Raw genomic sequence first — 22,369 nt, 5'->3', positions numbered from 1 at the left:
GAGCAATCCACCCATTGTAGAGTTCAATGGCGCCTGATTGGATCGTCGGGCCTCTCAAGGAAGTCGAATGGCAGTTCCCGATTACGAGTCCCTGATGTTGCCGCTGCTGCGTCGAACCGCCGACGCCAACGGCCCGGTCGGCATGATGGAAGTCATGCCCCTCATCGCGGCGGACCTGATGCTCAACGATGAGCAACTCGCCGAACGCCTCCCCAGCGGCCGCCAAGGAACGTTCCACAACCGCCTCCACTGGGCAAAGCAGTACATGACCCGCGCTGGCCTACTGGAGCCCACCAAGCACGGGCAGTTTCGTGCGACGGTTGACGGCATTGAGCTCCTCAAGACCAACCCTACCGTGATCAACAACACGGTTCTTGGCCGATATCCCGAGTTTAATGCGTGGCGGCTGGGGGCCGTGACCGAGCTGGTGCCTCACAAGGGCGGTGCTGCGCCGGCCGCCGAAGCCGCTTCAACGCCGGAAGAGCGCATCGACAAGGCGCGCCGCGAACTGGAAGCCAGCCTTCGCGCCGACATCCTCGACCGCATTCGCCAAATGGCTCCGGGCGACTTCGAAGCCTTGATCATCACCCTGCTGCTTCGCATGGGCTACGGCCAGGGCCGTGAAGAGATGGCCGAGGCCCTGGGGGGGAGCGGCGACGGCGGAGTGGATGGCGTGGTCAACCAAGACCCCCTCGGCCTTGATCGCGTCTACATCCAAGCCAAGCGCTACAAAGAAGGCTCCAACATTGGCCCCGACGCCATCAACAGCTTCATCGGCGCCCTGAACATCAAGCGGGCGACCAAGGGCGTCTTCGTCACCGCCTCGAGCTTCAGCAAACAGGCAGTCGAGCACGCACGGCTTTCAGCGACTCACGTGGTTCTGATCGATGGCGACCGGCTCGCGGAGCTTATGGCTCGGAATTCGGTCGGCGTTGTGGTGCGAGATGTCATCGAGTTGAAGACGATCGATGAGGGCTTTTTCGGCGAATAGCGGGCACTGTCGGTCTAGCCAACGGCGTCCGCACCGCCATGCAAGACGCCGCCTCCATGTAGGGCCTGCTGATCACCAGCGAAGCCGCCATCCTCGAAGCCCTCAAGAAGGCTCCCCCGCCCTGGCCATGCCGGGCGGCGGCATAGGCGACATGGACTTCTAACGAAGTCCGCCCAGGCGACTGGAGCTACTGAGTAAGTGTACGGGAAGGGCGGGCCGGGAGGTGCCGCCCTTTTTCGATTCTCAAGTGCCTAAGTTCGCTGCTGGCGCTAAGGCGACCTTTGGTGCCGCCGATATTTTGTCGTGGAGAACTCGCTTTTATTCACGGTTAGGACGCTAGCGAGCCCGACCTACGTCTAGACCGACCGCGGCAGATCGTTCACGATTAGTTCTAGATGCCCGCCCCGCCCGCCACCCTCGCGTCTGACGCCCCGGCCCCCATCGACCGCCAGATCGCGTTCCTTGAGCGCCTGGCCGAGCTGGCCATGGAGGTCGCCGAGGCTACCGGGCGTCAGGCCCTCGCCGCCGCCAACACCGTGGCCGATGCGGCCGCTGCGCCGCCCGCCTATGTCGCGCCGCCGGCGCCGGCGGTCGCCGCGCCGGTGGTGTTCTCCGGCGATCCCGCCCTGGCCTTCGACCGCGCGGCGCGCACCGTGCGCCGGTCGGTCGCCCTGTGGTCGCAGCTCACCCGCGAAAGGGCGGCCCAGGCCCAGGGCGTGGCGCTGCGGGGCGTGGAGGATCGCCGCGCCGAGACCGAGGCGCGTCGCGCCCGGGCCGAGCGTCTGGCCCAGCGCATCGCCGAGGATCATTTCGAGGCCGCCCTGCCGAATGAGGCGGACGACGCCGCAGCCGTCGCGGCCGTGCAGGGCTGCGTCCGCGAGGCGCGCGAGCGGCTGGCCGACGAGGATTTGTTCGGCGATCTGGTCGACCGGCCGTTCAGCGAGGTCGTCGATCGGCTCTGCGCCGACCTCGGCCTCGCCCCTGATTGGCCGCGCCTGGCCCTCGAGCCCTGGGCCCAGGCCGAGATCGCCGCCGGCGTGCCCGATGCGCGGGGCGTCGATGTGCGGGGCGTCGGCCTGCCGCTCGCCGTCTTCGCCCGCAATCCCGGCATGGCCCGGCGCCTCCTCGATCTCGAACGGTCGGCCTCGCCCGCCGCGCCGTCCGCGCCGCGCGATCCCTGGGCGCCGTCGACGCGCCGCCGCCGGCGCCTGAGGGCGGAGAACGGGCCGCCGCCGGAGGTTAAGACCCTCAAGGTGATGTTCGTCGAGCCGGGGGAGCCGGGCGGATCGCCGGTGCTCTGCAAGCCGCCGCCCAATCCCTATGCGTCCCGTCCGCCGATCTAGTCGCCCCGCCGACTCTCCGTCCTCCGTCGCGGATGGGGCGGAGCGCGCTGGACGGCGCCCAAAAGAAAACGGCCCCGGGGTTTTCCCCGAGGCCGCTTCCGAAAAGACGTCGAAATCGACAGTCCCTCGTCTGGATCCCGGCCTGCGCCGGGATAATCGGTCCGCGCCAGGGGCGCGGTCCAATTACTTGATCTGGACGGTGGCGCCGGCTTCTTCGAGCTTCTTCTTGATCTCTTCGGCTTCTTGCTTCGAGACGTTTTCCTTCACGGTCGCCGGGGCGCCTTCGACGAGGTCCTTGGCTTCCTTCAGGCCGAGGTCCGGGCGAACGCCGCGGACTTCCTTGATCACGTTGATCTTCTTGTCGCCGCCGGCGGTCAGAACGACGGTGAACTCGGTTTGCTCTTCGGCGGCTTCGGCCGGAGCAGCGCCACCGGCGGCCGGGGCGGCGGCGAAGGCCACCGGAGCGGCGGCGGAGACGCCCCACTTTTCTTCGAGCAGCTTGGAGAGCTCGGCGGCTTCCAGCACGGTCAGGGCGGACAGGTCTTCAACGATCTTGTCGAGCTTGGACATTGAGTTTTCCTTCGGAGGAATAGGGTTGGATGTGTCGGAAAATGACGGGTGGGCTTAGGCGGCGTCTTTGGTCGCGTAGGCGTTGAAGACGCGAGCCAGTTGGCCCGCCGGGGCCTGCAGCACGCCGGCGACCTTGGTCGCGGGGGCTTGCAGCAGTCCGATGAGCTGGCCGCGGATCTGGTCGAGCGAGGGCAGGGTCGCGAGCGACTTCACCGCCGATTCGTCCAGAACGGTCGATTGACCCAGGATGCCGCCGACCACGGTGAACTTGTCGTTCTCCTTGGCGTAGGCGACAGCCACCTTGGCGGCCGACACGGGGTCGGGGCCGTAGGCGATGGCGACGGGGCCGACGAACAGGGCGTCGCCCTTTTCGCCCGCCGAGCCGTCCAGCGCCTTGGTGGCGAGGGTGTTCTTGACCACCTTCAGGGTGGCGCCTTCCTTACGAAGGCGGCCACGCAGGTCCGTCATTTCCGCAACGGTCAGACCCATGTAGTGGGTCACGACCACGGCGCCGGCGTCGGCGAAGACGCCTTTCAGCGTCTCGATCGACTCGGCCTTTTGAGCGCGGTCCATTGCGGTCTCCATAGAAGTTCGGCGCTTCGGACTGCCCGAAACGCCGTTGGCCTTGCGCCGCGATCGCTCGCGGAGCCGGGCCGGTCGGTGCTGTCCGAAGGAATGCGTCCGTCCCCGAGGGCGCGCTGGGCGTCTCGTGGGAGCTGCTCGCTTCCCCATCTCCCTGCGGCGAGAAAGGGCTCTTCCTCACTTATGGCCCGGATGACCTCCGGACCCCGTAGTTCTTGGACAGGTCTCTCAGCCGGGCGGACCCGACGAAGAAGGCGCGCGTATAGAGGAAAGGGGCGCGGAACTCAAGGCTCCGCGCCCGAAAGCCTAGGCCGCCTTGGCGGCCTCGTCCTTCAGCGACTGCATGTCGATGACGAAGCGGTACTTCACCTTGCCGTTCAGCATGCGCTCGAAGGCGGTGTTGATCTCCTGGATCGGGATCACCTCGATCTCGGCGCCGATGCCCTTCTCGGCACAGAAGTCGAGCATCTCCTGGGTCTCGGCGATGCCGCCGATCATCGAGCCGGCGATGCTCTTGCGGCGGGCGATCAGGCCCATGATCCCGGGCGTCGGGTGCGGGGTGGAGGGCACGCCGACCAGGGTCAGCACCCCGTCGCGCTTTAGGGCGGCTATGAAGGGGTCGAGGTCGTGGCTGGCGGCCACGGTGTTGACGATGAAGTCCAGGCTGTTGGCCACCGCCTTCATCTGCTCCGGATCCTTGGAAATGACGACGTTCGTCGCCCCCAGCGCCTTGCCGTCCTCCACCTTGTCCGGCGAGGTGGTGAAGAGGGTGACTTCCGCGCCCATGGCCGCGGCCAGCTTCACGGCCATGTGGCCGAGGCCGCCGAGGCCGACGACGCCCACCTTGTGGCCCGGCCCCACCTTCCAGTGGCGCAGCGGCGAATAGGTGGTGATGCCAGCGCAAAGCAGTGGCGCGGCGGCGGCGGGGTCGAGGCCCTCCGGAACCTTCAGCACGTGGTGGTCGCGCACCACGATCTTCGAGGTGTAGCCGCCCTGGGTCGGCAGGCCGGTCTGCTTCTCGACGCCGCCGTAGGTGCCGATCATCCCGGTTTCGCAGTAGTTCTCCAGGTTCTCCTGGCAGGCGCTGCAGCTGAGGCAGCTGTCGACGATGCAGCCGACGCCGGCCATGTCGCCGACCTTCAGCTTGGTCACCGCCGAGCCGACGCGGGTCACCCGGCCGACGATCTCGTGCCCCGGCGCGGCCGGGTAGGGCACCGGCCCCCATTCGCCGCGCACATAGTGCAGGTCCGAGTGGCAGACGCCGCAGAACAGGATGTCGATCTCGACGTCGTCAGGGCCGGGCTCGCGCCGTTGCAGGTCGAAATAGGTGAGGGGGGACGTCGCGCTCTGGGCGGCGTAGCCGGCTGCGTTGCTCATGACGAGGCTCCGGAAGGCTTGGGCAAGGGAGAGGCGCGACCCGCGGTCGGCGCCGCCATCATATGGCGCGGTCCGCCTCGCCCCCAACTCATTTGGCGGTGAGCGGCGCTCATCGACGGACTGATCGAGGTTCGCCGGCCTGCGACCGGATTTGGCGTGGCGGCGCCGTTCAATGTCTGTGTCGCCCAAGTCCAAGCGCTGAATCGCCTTATGAATTCCGCATTTTATCCACAGGCTGTTGAACGTTTTGTGCGGGCGCCCATTTTAACCATGATCGCGAAGGCGATTTTCACCTCGACTGGAGGGGCGGGCGCCGAAGCGCTCGTCGCTCCGACTTCGCGAGCGTGCTGATGTACGTGTCCAAGATCTCGCCGAAGGCCCGCACCTGGGCCCTGGTCGAAGCCTTCATCCATCCCGTGACCGAGGCCCCGGTTCCGCAGCCCCGCCCACTGTGGATCCTGCAGCCGACCACCCGCGGCGAGCACGCCCGGATGCTGGCCATCGCCGCCGCTCGCCGTCTGCGCGCCGCCGAACGCGCCGGTCTCGCTCGCGACGAGGACGCCGGATACTGGAAAGCGGTCGCGCCCATCGCCCTCCGCAAGGCCGCCGGCCTGCGCGGCGAGGCCGGCTTCGGACGCCTGCCGGGCTGACGCACGGCAACAGCGGTTGTAGCAATTCTGGGGTCGAGCCCAGGATTACAATTGCGTCATGGCCTTAAACCGGACGCATCGGCTTCCTATCTAGTTCGTTGTCCGATTGGGGAAGGACGCTGCATTCGGCGCGTCCAAGTAGGTGTGGGGAGTAAAGTCATGGCCAACGCTACCACTCTTTCCGTGATGTCGCCGGACGGCGGCCTGTCGCGCTACCTCACCGAGATTCGCAAGTTTCCGATGCTGGCGAAGGACGAGGAGTTCATGCTCGCCCAGCGCTGGAAGGAGCATCAAGATTCCGAGGCCGCCCACCGCATGGTGACTTCGCACCTTCGCCTCGTGGCCAAGATCGCCATGGGCTATCGCGGCTACGGCCTGCCGATCGGCGAAGTGATCTCGGAAGGCAACGTCGGCCTGATGCAGGCCGTGAAGAAGTTCGAACCGGACAAGGGTTTCCGCCTGGCGACCTACGCCATGTGGTGGATCCGCGCCTCGATCCAGGAATACATCCTGCGCTCGTGGAGTCTGGTGAAGATGGGCACCACCGCCGCCCAGAAGAAGCTGTTCTTCAACCTGCGCAAGGCGAAGGCCGAGATCAGCGCCTTCGGCGAGGGCGACCTGCGTCCGGAACAGGTCAGCCACATCGCCACCAAGCTCGGCGTGCTCGACGACGAAGTGATCAGCATGAACCGCCGGCTCTCTGGACCGGACGCTTCGCTGAACGCGCCCCTGCGCACGGACGGCGAGAGCGAGTGGCAGGATTGGCTGGCCGACGACAACCAGGTGAGCCAGGAGACCGCCTTCGCGGAAAGCGAGGAGAAGTCGGTGCGCATGAGCCTCCTCGAGGAAGCCATGTCCGAACTCTCCGACCGCGAGCGTCACATCCTCACCGAGCGGCGGCTGAAGGACGATCCGACCACCCTGGAAGAACTGGCCTCCGAGTACGGCGTCAGCCGCGAGCGGGTCCGCCAGATCGAGGTCCGGGCCTTCGAAAAGCTGCAGAAGGCGATGAAGGCCGCCGCGCTGGAGCAGAACCTCGTCGAAGCCTAGGCTTCAGCGACACATCGAACGGCGAAGGGCGCGGAGCAATCCGCGCCCTTTTTCTATTCGCCAAAGCGCCTGTCATCCTGAGCAGCGGCCGCAGGCCGCGTGTCGAAGGACGCATTGCATCGCCGCCGTGCGTCCTTCGACTGGGCCGCCCAGCGGCCCGCTCAGGATGACGAGGTTGGGTGCGTGGGCGCTCAGTCCTTGATCCATTCGACCAGGGTGCGGTTGACGGCGTTCGGCTGCTCCAGCGTCGAGATGTGTCCGCAGTCGTCGATGACGACGAGGTTCGCGCCGGGGATCGCCGCCGCCATCTCCTCGGCGCGATCCGGCGGCGTCACGGCGTCCTGCGCGCCGACGAGCACCAGCGTCGGGACGGCGATCCGCGGCAGGGACGGGCGACTGTCCGGCCGACTGATGATCGCCTCCTGCTGGCGGGCGAAGCCTTCGGCGCCGATGGCCAGACCCATGTCGACGAGCCGGCCGATCAACGCTGAGTCGCCCTTGTGCGCGGGGGCGACGAGGTTCGGCATCATCTCCTGCAGCACTCCTTCGAAGTCGCCATCGCGGGCGCGGGCGATGAGCGCGCGCCGCTTGGCCGGGCCTTCCGGCGGTTCCGGGCGGGCGGCGGTGTCGAGCAGGGCGAGTTTGGTCACCCGGTCCGGCGACTGGCGCATGATCTCCAGCGCGATGTAGCCGCCCATCGACAGGCCGCCGAGGGCGAAGCGCGGCGGCGCCGAGGCCAGGATGGCGGCGGCGATGGCCGGGATGGTGTCGCCTTCCAGCGTGGAGGCGACGGTGACCGGGCCGTGCGGCCAGAGCGCGGCGACCTGGGGCCCAAAGAGTTCGGCGGTGCAGACGAGGCCGGGGATCAGAACGATGGGTGTCATGAAGGGCGAACTCCGATGGGCGGGGTTTGGCGCCGTCACCCCGAAAATTTACCGGCCGCCACGGTAGATGCCGCCCGAACTTTGCCCTAGCCCTTCGCAGAACCGTCAATAAGCGGGGATGACTTGGGCGAGACCGCGCAGGAAATCGAGCTGAAGTTCGCGGTCCCGCCGGAGCGCGCCGAGGCGGTCTGGGCCGCCTTCGCTCCGGCGGACGCGGCCCAGGGCAAGGGCAAGACCCTGGTCTCGACCTACTTCGACACGCCGGACCGTCGGCTGTCCGCCGCAGGCATGGCCCTGCGCATCCGCGACGACGGCAAGACCAGGATCCAGACGCTGAAAGGCTCGCCGGAAGGCGGCTTCGCTCGCGCCGAGTACGAGCAGGCCGTCGAAGGGCCGGGGATCGACGCCGCCGCCCTCGCCGAAACCCCCGCCGCCGCGGTGCTGGACGGCGCGGCGGTGGAGCCGCTGTTCACCGTCGAGGTTCGCCGCCGCAAGGCCGTCGTCATGCAAGGCGCCTCGCAGGTCGAAATCTGCCTCGACACCGGCTGGGTGGAGGGCGGCGACCGGCGGGAGACGATCTGCGAGATCGAGCTCGAACTGCTGCGCGGCTCGCCGTCCGCCCTGTTCGCCCTCGGCCGCCGCCTGATGCAGCGCCGGCGGCCGGTGGAGCTGGCCTTCGAGACCAAGGGCGGCCGGGGCTTTCGCCTGGTCGACGGCGCCAAGCGTGAGCGGGCGGTGATCAAGCCGAGCATGGACACGGCGACCGCCTTTGCGGCCATCGGCGAGGCGGCCCTGGCCGACATCGCCGGCGCCTGCGCCGAACTTGCGGCCGAGATCACGCCCAAGGGGGTTCACGACCTGCGCGTCGGCCTGCGCCGCCTGCGCAGCGCCAGATCGACCTTCAAGGCCATGCTGGTCGACGCCGAGTCCGAGCGCATGGCCTCCGAATTGAAATGGCTGGCCCACGCGCTCGACGAGATGCGCGACCTCGACGTCCTGGCCGAGTCCGTCGCCGACGCCGATGCGGCCTTCCACGGCGTGCTGGAGGCGGCGCGCGCCGCCGCCCGCGCGCGTCTGCAGGAGGCTCTGGACTCGCCCCGTCGCCGCGCCCTGCCGCTGAAGATCGCCGAGTGGCTGACGGTCGGTCGCTGGCGACGCAGCCCGGCGCGCGACATCCGTCAGTTGCGCGAGCGGCCGATCGCCGAGTTCGCCGCCGAAGCGCTGGACAAGCGCCTGTCCAAGCTCGATCCCAAGGAAGATCTCGGCGCCCTGCCGGTCGAGCAGCGCCACCACGAGCGCATCAAGATCAAGAAGCTGCGCTACGCCGCCGACGCCTTCGCCGCCCTGTTCGACGAGCACCCCAAGCGCCGCAAGCGGATGACCGCCGCCTTCAAGCAGGCGCAGGAGCGCCTCGGCTTGTTGAATGACGACGCGGTCGGCCGTCGGATCGCCCATCGCCTGGCCGCCGCCAGTGGAAACGCCGAGGCCGCCTTCGCCGCCGGCGCCGCCTTCGCGCCCGACCCGCGCCGCGAGGCCAGGCGCCTCAAGGCCGCCCAGGCCGCGTGGGACGAGATGTTCGCCGACAAGCCGTTCTGGCGCTGAGCGGCCTCACATAAAGATATCCTTATATCGCGTTGCGAGGATTCCGACGCGCGGTTATAGACGGCTCACACCTTCATAGGAGCCCGCCGCTCATGGCCGACTACATCGTCAAGGACATCTCGCTCGCCGATTGGGGCCGCAAGGAAATCCTCATCGCCGAAACCGAAATGCCCGGCCTGATGGCCACGCGCGCCGAGTTCGGCAAGGATCAGGTGCTGAAGGGCGCCCGCATCGCCGGCTCGCTGCACATGACCATCCAGACGGCGGTGCTGATCGAGACCCTGCAGGCGCTGGGCGCCGAAGTGCGCTGGGCCTCGTGCAACATCTTCTCGACCCAGGATCAGGCCGCCGCGGCCATCGCCGCCAAGGGCACGCCGGTGTTCGCTGTGAAGGGCGAGACGCTGGTCGAGTACTGGGATTACGCCCACAAGATCTTCGAGTGGCACGACGGCGGCTACCCGAACCTGATCCTCGACGACGGCGGCGACGCCACGCTGCTCTGCGTGCTCGGCCCGAAGGCCGAGAAGGACCCCTCGATCCTCGACAACCCGACCAACGAGGAAGAAGAAGCGCTCTACGCGGTGATGAAGCGCTACCTGAAGGAAAAGCCGGGCTTCTACACCGCCATCCGCAACGCCATCACCGGCGTCTCGGAAGAAACCACCACGGGCGTGCACCGCCTGTACCAGATGGCCGCCAAGGGCGAGCTGCCGTTCCCCGGCATCAACGTCAACGACAGCGTCACCAAGTCGAAGTTCGACAACCTCTACGGCTGCCGCGAGAGCCTGGTGGACGCCATCCGCCGCGGCACCGACGTGATGCTGTCGGGCAAGGTCGCCGTGGTCTGCGGCTACGGCGACGTGGGCAAGGGCTCGGCCGCCTCGCTGCGCCAGGGCGGCGCCCGCGTGATCGTCACCGAGATCGACCCGATCTGCGCCCTGCAGGCGGCGATGGAAGGCTATGACGTCCAGACGCTGGAAGACGTGGCCGGCAAGGCCGACATCTTCGTCACCGCCACCGGCAACAAGGACGTCATCACCGTCGAGCACATGCGGGCGATGAAGAACAACGCCATCGTCTGCAACATCGGTCACTTCGACTCGGAGATTCAGGTCGCCGGCCTGAAGAACTTCAAGTGGGACGAGATCAAGCCGCAGGTGCACCACGTCGAGTTCCCGGACGGCAAGAAGATCATCCTGCTGTCGGAAGGCCGCCTGGTGAACCTGGGCAACGCCACCGGCCACCCCAGCTTCGTGATGTCGGCCTCGTTCACCAACCAGACCCTGGCCCAGATCGAACTGTGGACCAACCGCGCCAAGTACGAGAACGCGGTCTACACCCTGCCGAAGCACCTCGACGAGAAGGTCGCCTTCCTCCACCTCGAGAAGCTCGGCGCCAAGCTGACCACGCTCAAGAAGGAACAGGCCGACTACATCTCGGTGCCGGTCGAGGGGCCCTTCAAGCCGGAACACTACCGCTACTAAGCGGTCCGGCGATCGCGGTATCCGAGGCGGCGGGGCGAAAGCCCCGCCGTTTTCGTTTGCCGACTTCGGCCGCCGTCTGCGGAGTAGGCGGGGCGGCGGCCTTGATGCGGCGCTTATGCCGCCGCGCGTCTTCCACATCGATCGCTTACGCGCTTCGGCGCGATCCTGCCGGCCTTCAACAGGGGGCGCCGGGCGCCCTCGTCAAAGGAGCGTCGGCGGCGCATGCCCCAGGCTGTCCCATCCCCCCAAGGCCTTTCCCGCGCGCATGACCTGATCGGGTTGTTCGAGGCGGCGGACATCCGAAAGTCCAGCGTCATCCGCGTCACCGGACCCAGCGGCCTTTCGGCCCTGCTCTGGCTCTGTCGCCACGGGTTCGAGCAGGTCGGCTATCAGCGCTCGGGGCACGGACCGTCGGAACAGCCCGACGCCGTGGTCGTGGCCCATACCTGCGACGCTGAAGCGCTGGAACGACTGCTCGCCGAAGGGCCGCACGTGCATGAGGGCGGCGCGCTGATCTTCCAGTGCGGCCTGCCGATCAGCGCCCGGCTGGTGGCGCATCTGCTGGACGCGCACGGTTACCACGTCGAACGTCGCCTGCATGGCGTGCGCCGCGATCTCTACCTCGCCCGCCGCCACGCCTGTCCCCGCATGCTGAAGGCGGCGTGAGATGATCCGCCCCTCCGACTGGTGGATCATCGACCTGGCGACGCAGGCGGACGCACCCCGGCGTCCGCCTGCAAAGCCCCGGCCGCGCCGGCGAGAGCGCAACCTCGCCGCGCGCCTGCTGGTCAGCCTGGTGGGCGGGGCCGGGTTCGTCGCCCTGCTGGTGGCGAGCCATCACCTGCCCGCCGCCGCGACGCCGTTGCGGGTCGTCGCTTGCCTGTGGTTGGCCGCCCTGGTGGTGCTGAAGTTCGCGCTCTGGGCTCGTTCGGAGCGCCAATCCTGACGTCAGACGACCCAATCGAAGGAGCGGCCCACGGCTTTCTTCCAGCTCTTGTAGAGCGCGGTCCGCCTGTCCTCCGCCATTCGGGGCTCCCAGCGCTGCGAAGCTTTCCAGTTGGCGGCGAGGTCGCTGGGAGTCTTCCAGACGCCCACCGCCAGGCCGGCGGCGTAGGCGGCGCCGAGGGCGGTGGTCTCGGCCACTTCCGGGCGCACGACGGGCAGATTGAGGATGTCGGCCTGGAACTGCATCAGCAGGTGGTTGCCAACCATGCCGCCGTCGGCGCGCAGTTCCGTCAGGGCGATGCCGCTGTCCTTCTCCATCGCCTCGACCACGTCGCGGGTCTGGTAGGCCACGGCCTCGAGCGCGGCGCGGGCGAAGTGGCCGGCGCGGGCGTAGCGGGTCAGGCCGGCGATGACGCCGCGCGCGTCGTCGCGCCAGTAGGGGGCGTAGAGGCCGGAGAAGGCGGGCACGATGTAGACGTCGCCGTTGTCTTCGACCGTCTTGGCGAGGTCTTCGATCTCGGGGCTGGTCTTGATGAGGCCGAGGTTGTCGCGCAGCCACTGGATCAGGGCGCCGCTGATCGCCACCGAGCCTTCCAGGGCATAGCAGGGCGCGGCGTCGCCGAACTGGTAGGCGACGGTGGTCAGCAGGCCGGCGGTCGACTGCACCGGCTCGGTTCCGGTGTGCATCAGCATGAAGCAGCCGGTGCCGTAGGTGTTCTTGGCCTCGCCCGGGGCGAAGCACACCTGGCCCACGAGAGCGGCCTGCTGGTCGCCCAGGATGCCGGCGATCTTGGCCCCGGCCAGCACGCCGGTCGCCTCGGCATAGACCTGGGAGGACGGCGCGATGCGCGGCAACACCGCGCGCGGAATCTTGAGGGCCGCGAGCATGCCCTCGTCCCAGTCGAGGGTTGCGAGGTTCATCAGCTGGGTGCGGCTGGCGTTGGTGACGTCGGTCAGGTGCTCGGCGCCGCCGGTCAGGTTCCAGACCAGCCAGCTGTCGATGGTGCCGAAGGCGATCTCGCCGGCCTCGGCGCGGGCGCGCAGGCCGGGCGTGTTGTCGAGCACCCACTGCAGCTTCAGGCCGCTGAAGTAGCTGGCCAGCGGCAGGCCCGTCACCGCGCGGAAGCGGTCGGCCCCGCCGTCGCGGGCGTAGTCGCGGGCCAGGACGTCGACACGAGTGTCCTGCCAGACCAGGGCGTTGCACACCGGCTCGCCGGTCTTGCGGTCCCAGACCACGGTGGTCTCACGCTGGTTGGTGATGCCCACGGCCGCGAGGTCGGACGGCTTCAGCCCCTTCTGCTCCAAGGCCTTGGCGATCATGGCCTCGGTGTTGCGCCAGATTTCCGCCGCGTCGTGCTCCACCCAGCCCGGCTGCGGATAGATCTGCTCGTGCTCCTGCTGGGCGACGGAGACGATGTCGCCCGCGCTGTTGAACACTATGAAGCGGCTGGAGGTGGTGCCCTGGTCGATGGCGCCGATGTAGGTCTCGCTCATGGTCGTCCTCAGTTCGGCGCGCCGGTGGCGGGCTCGGCCTGTTGCTGCACGCGGGCGGTCTTCGGGGGCAGGTAGGGGCGGATCAGCACCTGATAGGCGCCGCCGCCGACGAGGCCGCCGATCAGCGGGCCGACGATGGGGATCCACCAGTAGTTTCCGGGTGACGGGAAGGCCTGCGCGTCCCAGCCCATCAGATAGGCGAAGGCGCGGGGGCCGAAGTCGCGGGCGGGGTTGATGGCCCAGGCTTCGAGATAACCCATCGACGAGCCGATCAGGGCGACCAGCAGGCCGATGATGAGGGCGCCGGAGTTGGCCATCGGGGCCATGGTGTTCCACTCCTCGGTGATCGCGAAGATGCCGAGCAGCAGGAAGGCGGTGAGGACGATCTCGTTGACCAGCGCCCGCATCGGGGTGATCGCCAGGCCGGGGTGGGTGAAGAAAACGCCGGCCGCCCCGCCGTCGCCGGCGCGCGTCAGGTGCTGGGCTGTGTTGTAGTGATCGATCACCGGCGAGAAGAGCAGGTAGACCACGGCCGCCCCGAGGAAGGCGCCGATGACCTGGGCGATCATGTAGAGCGGAACCTTCTTCCACGGAAAGCCGCGATAGACCGCCAGGGCCAGGGTGACGGCGGGGTTGGCGTGAGTGCCCGAGACCGCGCCGGTGACATAGATGGCGATGGTGACGGAGAGGCCCCAGGCGATGCAGACGCCCCAGTAGGCGTTCTGATACGGGCTCGGATCGTAGAGCGTGTACATGGCCGCCACCGAGCAGCCGAATGAGATGATGATGAACATGGCGACGGCTTCGGAGATCATCTCTCCGCGCAGCGCGCGCCAACCGCTTGGCTTGGTCATTTCACTCCCCGTGCGCGCACTTCCGGCGCTTTATTCGATCTTAGCCGCCTAACTCACGCCGCAGCGAGTTGCTTGGCGCGCATCGCCATCCAGGCGTCAAGCGCTGCGGCGGTCTCGGGCGGAGTGTGCAGGCCGAGCTTGGATCGCCGCCACAGCACGTCCTGCGCCGTTCGCGCCCATTCGTGGCGCATCAGGTAGTCGGCCTCGGCCTCGGTCAGGCCGCCGCCGAAGTCGCGGCCGAGGTCTTCCAGGCGCCCGGCGTCGCCCAGCAGGAGTTCCGCGCGCGAGCCGTAGGCGTGGGCCAGCCGCCTCGCCAGCGCCTCCGGCAGCCAGGGACGGCGGGTGAGGAAGGCGGCGAGGAAGGCCTCGAAGCTGTCGATATCGCCGCCCGGCAGGGGCTGGGTATCGGTCCAGCCCGTGTTCAGCCCCGGCAGATCGGGGCGCTTGAAGTAGCGGACCAGCTTCTCCAGGGCGTGCTCGGCCAGCCGCCGGTAGGTGGTGATCTTGCCGCCGTAGATCGACAGCAGGGGCGTGTGCCCGTCCTCGCCGCCGTCGACCCGCAGGACGTAGTCGCGCGTGACGGTTGAGGCGTTGGCGGCCGCGTCGTCGTAGAGCGGACGGACCCCGGCGTAGCTCCAGACCACGTCCGGCGGCGCGATCTGGCGCTCGAAATACTGGTTGATGATCCGGCAGAGGTAGTCGGTCTCCTCGGCGCTGATCTCGACGTTGGTCGGGTCGCCCTGGAACGGCTCGTCGGTGGTGCCGATCAGGGTGAAGCGGTCCTCATAGGGAATGGCGAAGACGATGCGCTTGTCGGCGTTCTGCAGGATGTAGGCCTGATCGCCGTCGTAGAGGCGGGGCACGACGATGTGGCTGCCCTTGACCATCCGCACATGCACGGCCTCCTCCAGCCCCAGCGCCTTGCGCACCACGGTGTCGACCCAGGGGCCGGCGGCGTTGACCAGGGCGTGGGCCCGCACCGTCTCGGCCGGGCCGTCGGCCGGCTGCAGCTCGGCGCGCCAGATTCCGTTCTCGCGTTCGGCGTGGATGAGGCGGGTGCGGGTGCGGATCGCGGCGCCGCGCTCGGCCGCGTCCATGGCGTTCAGCGTCACCAGGCGGCTGTCCTGCACCCAGGCGTCGGAATAGACGAAGCCGCGCGTGAAGCGGGCCTTGAGCGGGCGGCCGACCGGGTCTTCCCGCAAACGGACTGCGTGAGAACGCGGCAGGGAGATGCGGCCGCCGATATGGTCATAGAGGAACAGGCCGGCGCGGATCAGCCAGACCGGCCGCAGCGAGCGGTCGTGCGGCAGGACGAAGCGCAGCGGCCAGGCGATGGTCGGGGCGATCTTCAACAGCCGCTCGCGCTCCTGCAGCGCCTCGCGCACCAGGCGGAACTCGTACTGCTCGAGATAGCGCAGCCCGCCGTGAATCAGCTTGGTGCTGCGCGAGGAGGTGTGGCTGGCCAGGTCGTCCTGCTCGACCAGCAGCACGCTCAGCCCACGGCCGGCCGCGTCGCGCGCGATGCCCACGCCGTTGATGCCGCCCCCGACGATCAGCAGATCATACGCTTCCCGCGCCATGCGGACAGGAGAGGGGGGAAGCGGGGCGTTGTAAAGCGCGCGGCGGAATTCGATGTCCGCGCGTGTCGCGCCCGGCTCTCGACAAGGGCCGACACACGTTCGGCGCGGCTCGACATGTTGCGACAATCGCCGGACGCGGCGGCGCCACGCGCGGCCCCTAGCTTGGGATCGTCAGGAACGACCTGATGCCCAAACCCTAGAGGACCGAACCGATGACCAAGACCTTCATCAACACCGCCCTGGCCGCCGTCGCGGCCCTCACCATGCTGCCGGCCATCGCTTCGGCGCAGACGCCCGCCCCCACCCGCAAGCCGCCGGTGCAGGAACGCACCGCCAAGCCGGACCGCCCGGCCAAGCCGCAGGCCGCCAAGCCCGGCCAGGCCAGGCGCCACGACCACGCCGGCCCGCGAAAGTTCGCCGATCGCGGCCCTGACCGCCGGGGCGGCGGCTTCGAAGGCCCCAGCGATGAGCGCGGCGATCACCAGCGCGGCCGAGGCGACCATGACCGCCGCGACCACCGCGGCGACGACAAGGATCAAGGCCGCGGTCGCGGCTGATCTTGGCTGAACGGCTGGAAAGGGCGGCGGGCCTCCGCTAAGCCTGAAGCGTGCCCCTCGCGCTCGTCCTTTCCAGCCATGTCGCCGGCAGCCGCGTCGGCGGCTCGGCGCAGGCGGCCGCCCTGGCGCCGTTCAAGATCGACGCCATGGTGGTTCCCACCGTGCTGTTCGGGCGGCACCCCGGCTGGGGCCCGCCGGGCGGCGCGGCCGTCCCCTCCGAAACCTTCGAGGGCATGCTGACCGGCATCGAGGCCAACGGCCTGTTCGGCAAGGTCGATGCGGTGATCACCGGCTATTTCCGCACGCCCGAACAGGTCCAGGCCGCCGCCCGCGCCATCGACGCCGTGCGCGCCGCGCCACGCGATGGCGCCTACTCCCGCGCCGCCCGCATCATCGTCGATCCGACTCTCGGCGACGCCGGCAAGGGACTCTATGTGCCGGTCGAGGTGGCGGAGGCGGTGGTCGCCCAGCTCCTGCCCCGCGCCGACCTGATCGCCCCCAACGCCTGGGAACTGCAGCATCTGACGGGCGAGGAGATCGCCGGTCCCGAGAGCGCCGTGCGGGCCGCCCGTTCCCTCGGCAAGCCGGTGCTGGTCTCCTCGATCCCCACCGCCGAGGGGCTCGGCGTCGTCCATGTCGACGGCGAGGACGCCTGGCTCGCCGCCCACCCGAGCCTGCCGCACGCGCCGAACGGCGTCGGCGACCTGCTGACCGCCCTGTTCGCCGCCCACCTCGTCGAAGGCCGCGAGGCGGCCGAAGCCCTGGCCTACGCCGTCGGCGGGCTCTACGAGACCGTCGCCGCCGCCCGGGACTGGGGCGCGCCGGAGCTGCCGATCGTCGCCATGGGCGCGCGGTTGATGGAGTCCAGTCCCGCGGTGCGAACGGAGCGTCTGGCATGAGCACGCAAGGATCGATCGGCGGCGTCTGCCCGCCCGCCTTCGAGGGCGTGCGCGAGGTCTTCCAGCGCAGTTTCGCTGACGACCAGGAGACCGGCGCCCGCTTCACCTTCCTGGTCGAGGGGCAGGTGTTCGTCGACCTGTGGGGCGGCTTCGCGGACAAGGCCCATACGCGGGACTTCGACGAGCTGACCCTGACGCCGGTGTTCTCCAGCTCCAAGGCCGTGGCGGCCTTCCTGATCGCCCGCCTCGTGGACGCCGGGAAGCTGTCCTACGACCAGACGGTCGCCTCGGTGTGGCCGGAGTTCGCCCAGGCCGGCAAGGGCGAGGTGACGGTCGCCCAGGCCATGTCGCACCAGGCCGGGCTGCCGGGCCTGACCGAGCCGATGGACGCGTCGGAATGGTTCGACTGGGACGCCATCTGCGCCCGCGTCGCCGCCATGGCGCCGATGTGGCCGCCGGGCGCGGCCAGCGGCTATGCGCCCGGCCTGTTCGGCTTCGTGGCCGGTGAGATCTTCCGCCACGTCGACGGGCGGACCATGGGCACGGCGCTGCGCGAGGATCTCGCCGAGCCGTTCGGCCTCGATCTTTCGATGGGCCTGCCGGACAGCGAGCTGTCGCGCCTCGCCGAGGTCGAGCGCCCGCGCTCCCTGCCCAACTTCGGCAAGATGAACGAGGCGCGGAAGGCCGCCTTCATGACCCGCTGGGCCGCGCCCGGCGGCGCCCGCTCGCCCGACGCCTGGCGCAAGGCCGAGTTCCCCTCGGCCAACATCCACGCCACCTCAGAGGCCCTGGCCCGGCTGGCCGGCGCCCTGGCCAACGACGGCATGCTGGACGGCGTGCGGCTGCTGAAGCCCGAGACCATCGCCGAGGCCAGCCGCGAGCGCATCGCCGGGCCCGACCAGGTGCTGCCCTACGATGTCTCCTGGGCCGCCGGCTTCCTGCGCAACCCGCCCAACATGTTCTATGGCCCGAGCCAGACCGCCTTCGGCCACTCGGGCTGGGGGGGCAGCTGCGTGCTCGCCGACCCCGAGAACCGCGTCTCAGCATCCTATGTGATGAACCGCCAGTCGCCCGAGCTGATCGGCGACCGCCGGGCGGTGGCCCTGATCGACGCGGCGTATGAGGCGCTGCTTTAGGCCCCCGCCGCCTTTACCCGCCGCCAGGCGCCGTAGGCGAACACCGCCGCGCCCAGCCAGATGAAGGCGAAGCTCAGCGCCCGCATCGGGGTGAAGGCCTCGCCGAGCGCCACGCCGATGAGGAACTGCAGGGTCGGGGCCAGGAACTGCAGGAAGCCCATGGCGCTGAGCGGCATGCGCCGGGCGCTCCAGGCGAACAGGGCCAGGGGCGCCACCGTCGCCGGGCCGGCGAGCAGCAACAGCAGCATGGTGCGCGGATCGGCCATGAAGTGGCCGGCGCCCGAGCGCTCCAGGTACAGGACGTAAAGCAGGCCGGGGATCGCCAGATAGGCCGTCTCAATGAACAGACCGGTCTGCGCGTCGGCGCGCACCTGCTTCCGGAGGATGGCGTAGATCAGGAAGCTGCCCGCGACGGCCAGGGAAACGATCGGCACGTGACCCAGCGCCGCCGTCTGGATCAGCACCCCGACCGCCGCCAGGGCGATGGCGGCGAGGCCGAAGCGGTCGATCCGCTCGCGGAACAAGAGGGCGCCCGCCGCCATGTTGAGCAGGGGGTTGATGTAGTAGCCGAGGCTGGTCTCTAGCACGTGGCCGGCGTTCACCGCGAAGACGTAGACGCTCCAGTTGGTGAAGATGGCGGCGGTGGAGGCGGCCAGCACCAGCAGGGTGCGCGGCTCGCGCAGCACGCGGGCGAGCTCGCCGCCTTGCCTGGCGACGATCACCAGCAGCCCCGCCCAGATCACCGACCACAGGGTGCGGTGGGCGATCATCTCCCAGGAGCCGACGCCGAGGTTGGAGAGCAGGTGGAAGTAGAGCGGCAGGAAGCCCCAGAGGCTGTAGCTGGCCACGCCGGCGATGATCGCCGACCGGCCTTCGTCTCTCGGTCCACTCGTGGTGGTGGTCATCGTCGTGGTCTTTCGCGCTCTGGCGCCAAATGAAAAGGGCTCCCGGGAGTGTCCCGGGAGCCCTGAGAATTCGACCCGCTTGTTGCGGCGTTCAGGTTCAGGCCGGGACGGCCTGCTTGATCAGGCCTCGTTCGTGCAGCAGCTCCGCGATCTGCACGGCGTTGAGGGCCGCGCCTTTGCGCAGGTTGTCGGCCACGCACCACAGCACCAGGCCGTTGTCGATGGTGGGGTCGTTGCGGATGCGGCTGACGTAGACCGGGAACTCGCCCTGGGCTTCCTTCGGGGTGATGTAGCCGCCGTCCTCGCGCTTATCGATGACCACGACGCCGGGAGCCTCGCGCAGGATGTCGCGGGCTTCGTCCTCGTCGAGCGGGTTCTCGAACTCGATGTTCACCGCTTCCGAGTGGCCGACCATCACCGGCACGCGCACGGCGGTGGCCACCAGCTTGATGGCCGGATCGAGAATCTTCTGGGTCTCGGCGGTCATCTTCCACTCTTCCTTGGTGAAGCCGTCGTCGAGGAAGACGTCGATGTGGGGGATGACGTTGAAGGCGATCTGCTTGGTGAACTTCTTCGGCTCGCGCGCGCCGAGCATGTAGACGTCCTTGGTCTGATCCCAGAGCTCGTCCATGCCTTCCTTGCCGGCGCCGGAGACCGACTGATAGGTCGAGACCACCACGCGCTTGATCTTGGCCGCGTCGTGCAGCGGCTTCAGCACCACCACCAGCTGGGCGGTGGAGCAGTTCGGGTTGGCGATGATGTTCTTCGGCAGGCTGTTCACCGCGTCCGGGTTCACTTCCGGCACGACGAGCGGCACGTCCGGGTCCATGCGGAAGTGCGAGGAGTTGTCGATGACGATCGGGCCGGCGGCGCCGATCTTCTCGCCCCAGGCCTTGGAGATCGAACCGCCCGCGCTCATCAGCACGATGTCGACGGTGGAGAAGTCGAACTGCTCCAGGTCCTCGCACTTGATGATCTGTTCGCCGAACGCGACTTCGACGCCGATGGACTTGCGCGAGGCGATGGCGTGCATCTTGTCCACGGGGAAGTTCACTTCCTCGAGGATGTTGAACATCTCGCGGCCCACGTTGCCCGTGGCGCCGACGACGGCCACCCGGTAACCCATCGCACTCTCCTAAAACAGCGAGCGGTCCCGTTACGCCTGGGGCGCCGCGCGCGCAAGGCGAGGAATGTTCGCGGCGGGATCAGCGGTGCTGCAGAGCCACATCGATCCGCCGCGCTCGGCCGGGGGCTCGATGGTTAAAGGTGAAGCCTGCGACGGCGCGTCGCACCTTCCCGCGTGGCCGGGAGCCCGAGAATCGCGAACCAATCTAAACGATGCTTAGCTCAATGTGAGCAATGTCCAGCCAAGGCGCTGATCTTTTTGGGGAATTGTTCCGCTTGAAAGGGCGGGCGGGTGAGTATGCCGCGCCGCAGCATGGCCGTTACTTCGCCGCCTTTTCGCCAGAAACCCCGTCGCCAAAGGGGTTTTGTGCGGGGATTTCGCGGTTAACGGCGTCTGATTTGAGCGGCGTCCAATTTTTCTGCTTGCCGTTTTGTGCGCCGCAACCTATATGTTTCCTCGTGAGGCGGCGCTGCCGCTTCTGCCCTTCCTGGGCGTTTCCTCCCTAATGAACTGCGGCGCCGTTTGGCGCCGCTTTTTTTTGGCCTTAACCCTGGCGCGCGTTGACAGACGCCGGAGCGGGGCGCGCTATCCCCGCGAACCAGGGGATACATATGCGAGCGTTCGGACTTCTGCTGGGCCTGGGCCTTTCCGCGACCGCGGCCGTCGCGGCCATCCCGGCCGCCGCCCAGGTGCGCACCGATCCGGCCTGGGTCTCCAAGCCGACCCTGGAAGAGATCTGGGACTACTATCCCAAGCTCGCCACCATGTTCGAAATCTCCGGCCAGGCGGTGGTCACCTGCCGGGTCGAGGCCTCGACCAGCCTGACGGACTGCCGCGCCGAGAGCGAGTCGCCGAAGGGCTTCGGTTTCGCCCAGGCGGCCACGGCCGTCGCCTATTCCCATATGAAGGTGAAGCCGTCGATGATCGACGGAAAGCCCGACCCGACGACCGAGGTGACCATCCCGGTCAACTTCAAGGCCCGCGCGACCCCCGTCACGTCCCATCCGCCCGTGCCGCCGCATCCGAGCGCCGAGGTGGCCGCCATGGCCGAGCGCGCGGCGATGGGCGACGAGACCTTCCTCTATCTGCGGCGGCTGGTGGCCGGCCTGCTGGGCGACCTCGAGGGCGGCGGAGCCGAGGTCGATGGCCCGGTGGCCGACGCCTTCCGCGTGGCCGGCCGCGAGGAGGTGCAGAAGCACGAGGCGGCGCTGCGCGGCCTGATCGTCGACTACTACGCCCAGGCGCTGGGCGAGAAGCGGCTGCGCGCCCTGCCCAACGTCCAGGCCGGCCCGGTCCGCTCGACCCTCTCCGACCCCGAGATCGAGCCCTTGCTGAAGCTGATCGCCTTCGAGCTGGACGACGTGACCAAGGCCGCCAAGGTCAAGGCCTGCGCCAAGGTCGACTGCGGGGCTTAAGGCCCCGAGCCTATCGCAGCGAACTCCAGTCCGCCTGAGCCAGCGCCTCGGCCAGGCGGGCGAAGTCGCGCGTCAGCCGCTCCAGGCCCTCGGTCGGCTCCAGGGTGGCCTCATTGAGATAGAGGCCGCGACTGATTTCGATCTGCAGGGCGTGGGTGCGCCGGTGCGGCCGGCCATAGTGTTCGGTGGTGTAGCCGCCGGCGTAGGGGGCGTTGCGGGCGCAGGCGTAGCCCATGGCGGTCAGCTCACGCTCGACCAGGCCGGTCAGCCGAGCCGAGCAGGCGGCGCCGAACCGGTCGCCCAGCACGATGTCGCAGGGGCCGCCGCGCTGGCGACGGGCGGCGGCCGAGGGCATGGAGTGCCAGTCGATCAGGATGGCGAGGCCGTGGGCGGAGCGCGCCTCGGCGAGCAGGCGCGTCAGGGCCTCATGATAGGGCCGATGCGTGCTCTCGATGCGGGCCTTGGCCTCGGCGAAGGTCAGCTTGCGCGCATAGATCTCGCGACCCTCGCCGACCACCCGGGCGATGGCGCCGAGGCCCGCGGCGACGCGCGCGGTGCGGGCGCGGGCGAAGGCCGGCAGCTCGTCCTCGTACATCGCGGGATCCAGCTCCCACGGCTCGCGGTTCAGGTCGACCCAGGCGCGGGCGAAGCGCGCCTCGATCACCGTGGCGCCCGCCTCGGGCGCGCCCGCGATCAGGGCGTCGACGAAAGCGTCCTCCGAGCCGCGGATGGCGTCGGGCGAGAGGGCCGAGGCGTCGAGCATCGCCCGCGGATAGAGCCGACCGGAATGGGGAGACGCGAAGACCAGCGGCGTGGGCGGCGCGCCGCCCCCCGCCCGCCGCACGGCGTAGGGCGCCTCGATCGAGGCCGCGCCTGCCTCCGGCGGAAGTTCTCCATCCCTCATGCGAGTCACTATCAGCGTCTC

At 68.8% G+C, this 22,369-nt stretch carries 22 protein-coding genes; 12 read left to right on the top strand and 10 right to left on the bottom strand.

Annotated elements, in window-relative coordinates; translation table 11 throughout:
* The first annotated feature begins 94 nt into the window (after positions 1-94).
* Together ACFLIT_RS09165 and ACFLIT_RS09160 are read left to right on the top strand one after the other, a co-directional pair.
* Positions 95-991, top strand: a complete 897-nt coding sequence (locus ACFLIT_RS09165) for a restriction endonuclease (protein WP_479910914.1) — start codon at positions 95-97, stop codon at positions 989-991.
* 395 nt (positions 992-1,386) lie between these two features.
* Positions 1,387-2,334 carry a hypothetical protein gene (locus tag ACFLIT_RS09160; protein ID WP_479910913.1) on the top strand — a complete coding sequence of 316 codons (948 nt, stop codon included), beginning with the start codon at positions 1,387-1,389 and terminating at the stop codon, positions 2,332-2,334.
* A gap of 183 nt (positions 2,335-2,517) precedes the next feature.
* Here ACFLIT_RS09160 and rplL read toward each other — a convergent pair whose 3' ends face one another.
* The 3 genes from rplL to ACFLIT_RS09145 all read right to left on the bottom strand — a co-directional run bounded on the left by rplL (position 2,518) and on the right by ACFLIT_RS09145 (position 4,863).
* Positions 2,518-2,904: a 50S ribosomal protein L7/L12 gene (rplL, locus tag ACFLIT_RS09155; RefSeq protein WP_479910912.1), complete on the bottom strand. Its 387-nt coding sequence runs from the start codon at positions 2,902-2,904 to the stop codon at positions 2,518-2,520.
* Between the two features lie 54 nt (positions 2,905-2,958).
* Entirely contained in the window at positions 2,959-3,477 is a 519-nt protein-coding gene (gene rplJ / locus ACFLIT_RS09150; protein WP_479910911.1) for a 50S ribosomal protein L10, read from the bottom strand.
* A 315-nt stretch (positions 3,478-3,792) separates the two neighbouring features.
* Positions 3,793-4,863: an NAD(P)-dependent alcohol dehydrogenase gene (locus tag ACFLIT_RS09145; RefSeq protein WP_479910910.1), complete on the bottom strand. Its 1,071-nt coding sequence runs from the start codon at positions 4,861-4,863 to the stop codon at positions 3,793-3,795.
* 350 nt (positions 4,864-5,213) lie between these two features.
* Here ACFLIT_RS09145 and ACFLIT_RS09140 point away from each other — a divergent pair, with 350 nt between their 5' ends.
* Positions 5,214-5,513 (top strand): hypothetical protein, encoded by a 300-nt coding sequence (locus ACFLIT_RS09140; protein ID WP_479910909.1) that lies wholly within the window; start codon positions 5,214-5,216, stop codon positions 5,511-5,513.
* 159 nt (positions 5,514-5,672) lie between these two features.
* Positions 5,673-6,563, top strand: a complete 891-nt coding sequence (rpoH, locus tag ACFLIT_RS09135; protein ID WP_479910908.1) for an RNA polymerase sigma factor RpoH — start codon at positions 5,673-5,675, stop codon at positions 6,561-6,563.
* A gap of 191 nt (positions 6,564-6,754) precedes the next feature.
* On the opposite strand, the gene ACFLIT_RS09130 is transcribed toward rpoH, so the two are convergent.
* The gene (locus tag ACFLIT_RS09130; protein WP_479910907.1) at positions 6,755-7,447 is read right to left on the bottom strand and encodes an alpha/beta fold hydrolase; all 693 of its coding nucleotides are present in this window, start codon (positions 7,445-7,447) and stop codon (positions 6,755-6,757) included.
* Positions 7,448-7,570: 123 nt separating this feature from the next.
* Between ACFLIT_RS09130 and ACFLIT_RS09125 the strand changes: the two genes are divergently transcribed.
* The 4 genes from ACFLIT_RS09125 to ACFLIT_RS09110 all read left to right on the top strand — a co-directional run bounded on the left by ACFLIT_RS09125 (position 7,571) and on the right by ACFLIT_RS09110 (position 11,479).
* Complete coding sequence (locus ACFLIT_RS09125) at positions 7,571-9,049, top strand: CYTH and CHAD domain-containing protein (protein WP_479910906.1); 1,479 nt, start codon at positions 7,571-7,573, stop codon at positions 9,047-9,049.
* 92 nt (positions 9,050-9,141) lie between these two features.
* Positions 9,142-10,533 (top strand): adenosylhomocysteinase, encoded by a 1,392-nt coding sequence (gene ahcY / locus ACFLIT_RS09120; RefSeq protein WP_479910905.1) that lies wholly within the window; start codon positions 9,142-9,144, stop codon positions 10,531-10,533.
* 222 nt (positions 10,534-10,755) lie between these two features.
* The gene (locus tag ACFLIT_RS09115) at positions 10,756-11,199 is read left to right on the top strand and encodes a hypothetical protein (protein WP_479910904.1); all 444 of its coding nucleotides are present in this window, start codon (positions 10,756-10,758) and stop codon (positions 11,197-11,199) included.
* A 1-nt stretch (position 11,200) separates the two neighbouring features.
* Positions 11,201-11,479, top strand: a complete 279-nt coding sequence (locus tag ACFLIT_RS09110; RefSeq protein ID WP_479910903.1) for a hypothetical protein — start codon at positions 11,201-11,203, stop codon at positions 11,477-11,479.
* 2 nt (positions 11,480-11,481) lie between these two features.
* Here the strand turns inward: ACFLIT_RS09110 and glpK are convergent, their stop codons facing one another.
* From glpK to glpD, 3 genes are read right to left on the bottom strand one after another with little or no spacing between them, the layout of a single operon-like run.
* Complete coding sequence (glpK, locus tag ACFLIT_RS09105) at positions 11,482-12,972, bottom strand: glycerol kinase GlpK (protein WP_479910902.1); 1,491 nt, start codon at positions 12,970-12,972, stop codon at positions 11,482-11,484.
* 8 nt (positions 12,973-12,980) lie between these two features.
* Positions 12,981-13,826 carry an MIP/aquaporin family protein gene (locus ACFLIT_RS09100; protein ID WP_479910901.1) on the bottom strand — a complete coding sequence of 282 codons (846 nt, stop codon included), beginning with the start codon at positions 13,824-13,826 and terminating at the stop codon, positions 12,981-12,983.
* A 53-nt stretch (positions 13,827-13,879) separates the two neighbouring features.
* Positions 13,880-15,406, bottom strand: coding sequence for a glycerol-3-phosphate dehydrogenase (glpD, locus tag ACFLIT_RS09095; RefSeq protein WP_479910900.1), 1,527 nt, complete (start codon positions 15,404-15,406; stop codon positions 13,880-13,882).
* 212 nt (positions 15,407-15,618) lie between these two features.
* Here glpD and ACFLIT_RS09090 point away from each other — a divergent pair, with 212 nt between their 5' ends.
* From ACFLIT_RS09090 to ACFLIT_RS09080, 3 genes are read left to right on the top strand one after another with little or no spacing between them, the layout of a single operon-like run.
* On the top strand, positions 15,619-15,963 hold the full coding sequence (locus tag ACFLIT_RS09090; RefSeq protein WP_479910899.1) for a hypothetical protein: 345 nt from the start codon (positions 15,619-15,621) through the stop codon (positions 15,961-15,963).
* A gap of 50 nt (positions 15,964-16,013) precedes the next feature.
* Positions 16,014-16,862 carry a pyridoxal kinase gene (locus ACFLIT_RS09085; RefSeq protein ID WP_479910898.1) on the top strand — a complete coding sequence of 283 codons (849 nt, stop codon included), beginning with the start codon at positions 16,014-16,016 and terminating at the stop codon, positions 16,860-16,862.
* Positions 16,859-17,998 carry a serine hydrolase domain-containing protein gene (locus tag ACFLIT_RS09080; RefSeq protein ID WP_479910897.1) on the top strand — a complete coding sequence of 380 codons (1,140 nt, stop codon included), beginning with the start codon at positions 16,859-16,861 and terminating at the stop codon, positions 17,996-17,998. The genes ACFLIT_RS09085 and ACFLIT_RS09080 overlap by 4 nt, the downstream gene beginning before the upstream one ends.
* Here the strand turns inward: ACFLIT_RS09080 and rarD are convergent.
* Both rarD and ACFLIT_RS09070 read right to left on the bottom strand, forming a co-directional pair.
* Positions 17,995-18,903, bottom strand: a complete 909-nt coding sequence (rarD, locus tag ACFLIT_RS09075; RefSeq protein ID WP_479910896.1) for an EamA family transporter RarD — start codon at positions 18,901-18,903, stop codon at positions 17,995-17,997. The genes ACFLIT_RS09080 and rarD overlap by 4 nt on opposite strands.
* A 97-nt stretch (positions 18,904-19,000) precedes the next feature.
* Positions 19,001-20,029 carry an aspartate-semialdehyde dehydrogenase gene (locus ACFLIT_RS09070; RefSeq protein WP_479910895.1) on the bottom strand — a complete coding sequence of 343 codons (1,029 nt, stop codon included), beginning with the start codon at positions 20,027-20,029 and terminating at the stop codon, positions 19,001-19,003.
* Between the two features lie 611 nt (positions 20,030-20,640).
* On the opposite strand from ACFLIT_RS09070, the gene ACFLIT_RS09065 reads away from it, so the two are divergent.
* On the top strand, positions 20,641-21,444 hold the full coding sequence (locus ACFLIT_RS09065) for an energy transducer TonB (RefSeq protein ID WP_479910894.1): 804 nt from the start codon (positions 20,641-20,643) through the stop codon (positions 21,442-21,444).
* A gap of 10 nt (positions 21,445-21,454) precedes the next feature.
* Here ACFLIT_RS09065 and ACFLIT_RS09060 read toward each other — a convergent pair whose 3' ends face one another.
* Positions 21,455-22,348: an N-formylglutamate amidohydrolase gene (locus ACFLIT_RS09060; RefSeq protein ID WP_479910893.1), complete on the bottom strand. Its 894-nt coding sequence runs from the start codon at positions 22,346-22,348 to the stop codon at positions 21,455-21,457.
* Between the last annotated feature and the right edge of the window lie 21 nt (positions 22,349-22,369).

Source organism: Caulobacter sp. HJHS_5 (assembly GCF_056683955.1).
Note: the sequence above shows the minus strand (reverse complement) of the source record. Positions and strands in the feature narration are given on the sequence as shown.

Bases quoted from the DNA above. Each gene is read 5' to 3' on its own strand.
- ACFLIT_RS09165 (WP_479910914.1), top strand. From the start codon at position 95: ATGTTGCCGCTGCTGCGTCGAACCGCCGACGCCAACGGCCCGGTCGGC.
- ACFLIT_RS09160 (WP_479910913.1), top strand. From the start codon at position 1,387: ATGCCCGCCCCGCCCGCCACCCTCGCGTCTGACGCCCCGGCCCCCATC.
- rplL (WP_479910912.1), bottom strand. From the start codon at position 2,904: ATGTCCAAGCTCGACAAGATCGTTGAAGACCTGTCCGCCCTGACCGTG.
- rplJ (WP_479910911.1), bottom strand. From the start codon at position 3,477: ATGGACCGCGCTCAAAAGGCCGAGTCGATCGAGACGCTGAAAGGCGTC.
- ACFLIT_RS09145 (WP_479910910.1), bottom strand. From the start codon at position 4,863: ATGAGCAACGCAGCCGGCTACGCCGCCCAGAGCGCGACGTCCCCCCTC.
- ACFLIT_RS09140 (WP_479910909.1), top strand. From the start codon at position 5,214: ATGTACGTGTCCAAGATCTCGCCGAAGGCCCGCACCTGGGCCCTGGTC.
- rpoH (WP_479910908.1), top strand. From the start codon at position 5,673: ATGGCCAACGCTACCACTCTTTCCGTGATGTCGCCGGACGGCGGCCTG.
- ACFLIT_RS09130 (WP_479910907.1), bottom strand. From the start codon at position 7,447: ATGACACCCATCGTTCTGATCCCCGGCCTCGTCTGCACCGCCGAACTC.
- ahcY (WP_479910905.1), top strand. From the start codon at position 9,142: ATGGCCGACTACATCGTCAAGGACATCTCGCTCGCCGATTGGGGCCGC.
- ACFLIT_RS09115 (WP_479910904.1), top strand. From the start codon at position 10,756: ATGCCCCAGGCTGTCCCATCCCCCCAAGGCCTTTCCCGCGCGCATGAC.
- ACFLIT_RS09110 (WP_479910903.1), top strand. From the start codon at position 11,201: ATGATCCGCCCCTCCGACTGGTGGATCATCGACCTGGCGACGCAGGCG.
- glpK (WP_479910902.1), bottom strand. From the start codon at position 12,972: ATGAGCGAGACCTACATCGGCGCCATCGACCAGGGCACCACCTCCAGC.
- ACFLIT_RS09100 (WP_479910901.1), bottom strand. From the start codon at position 13,826: ATGACCAAGCCAAGCGGTTGGCGCGCGCTGCGCGGAGAGATGATCTCC.
- glpD (WP_479910900.1), bottom strand. From the start codon at position 15,406: ATGGCGCGGGAAGCGTATGATCTGCTGATCGTCGGGGGCGGCATCAAC.
- ACFLIT_RS09090 (WP_479910899.1), top strand. From the start codon at position 15,619: ATGACCAAGACCTTCATCAACACCGCCCTGGCCGCCGTCGCGGCCCTC.
- ACFLIT_RS09080 (WP_479910897.1), top strand. From the start codon at position 16,859: ATGAGCACGCAAGGATCGATCGGCGGCGTCTGCCCGCCCGCCTTCGAG.
- rarD (WP_479910896.1), bottom strand. From the start codon at position 18,903: ATGACCACCACCACGAGTGGACCGAGAGACGAAGGCCGGTCGGCGATC.
- ACFLIT_RS09070 (WP_479910895.1), bottom strand. From the start codon at position 20,029: ATGGGTTACCGGGTGGCCGTCGTCGGCGCCACGGGCAACGTGGGCCGC.
- ACFLIT_RS09065 (WP_479910894.1), top strand. From the start codon at position 20,641: ATGCGAGCGTTCGGACTTCTGCTGGGCCTGGGCCTTTCCGCGACCGCG.
- ACFLIT_RS09060 (WP_479910893.1), bottom strand. From the start codon at position 22,348: ATGAGGGATGGAGAACTTCCGCCGGAGGCAGGCGCGGCCTCGATCGAG.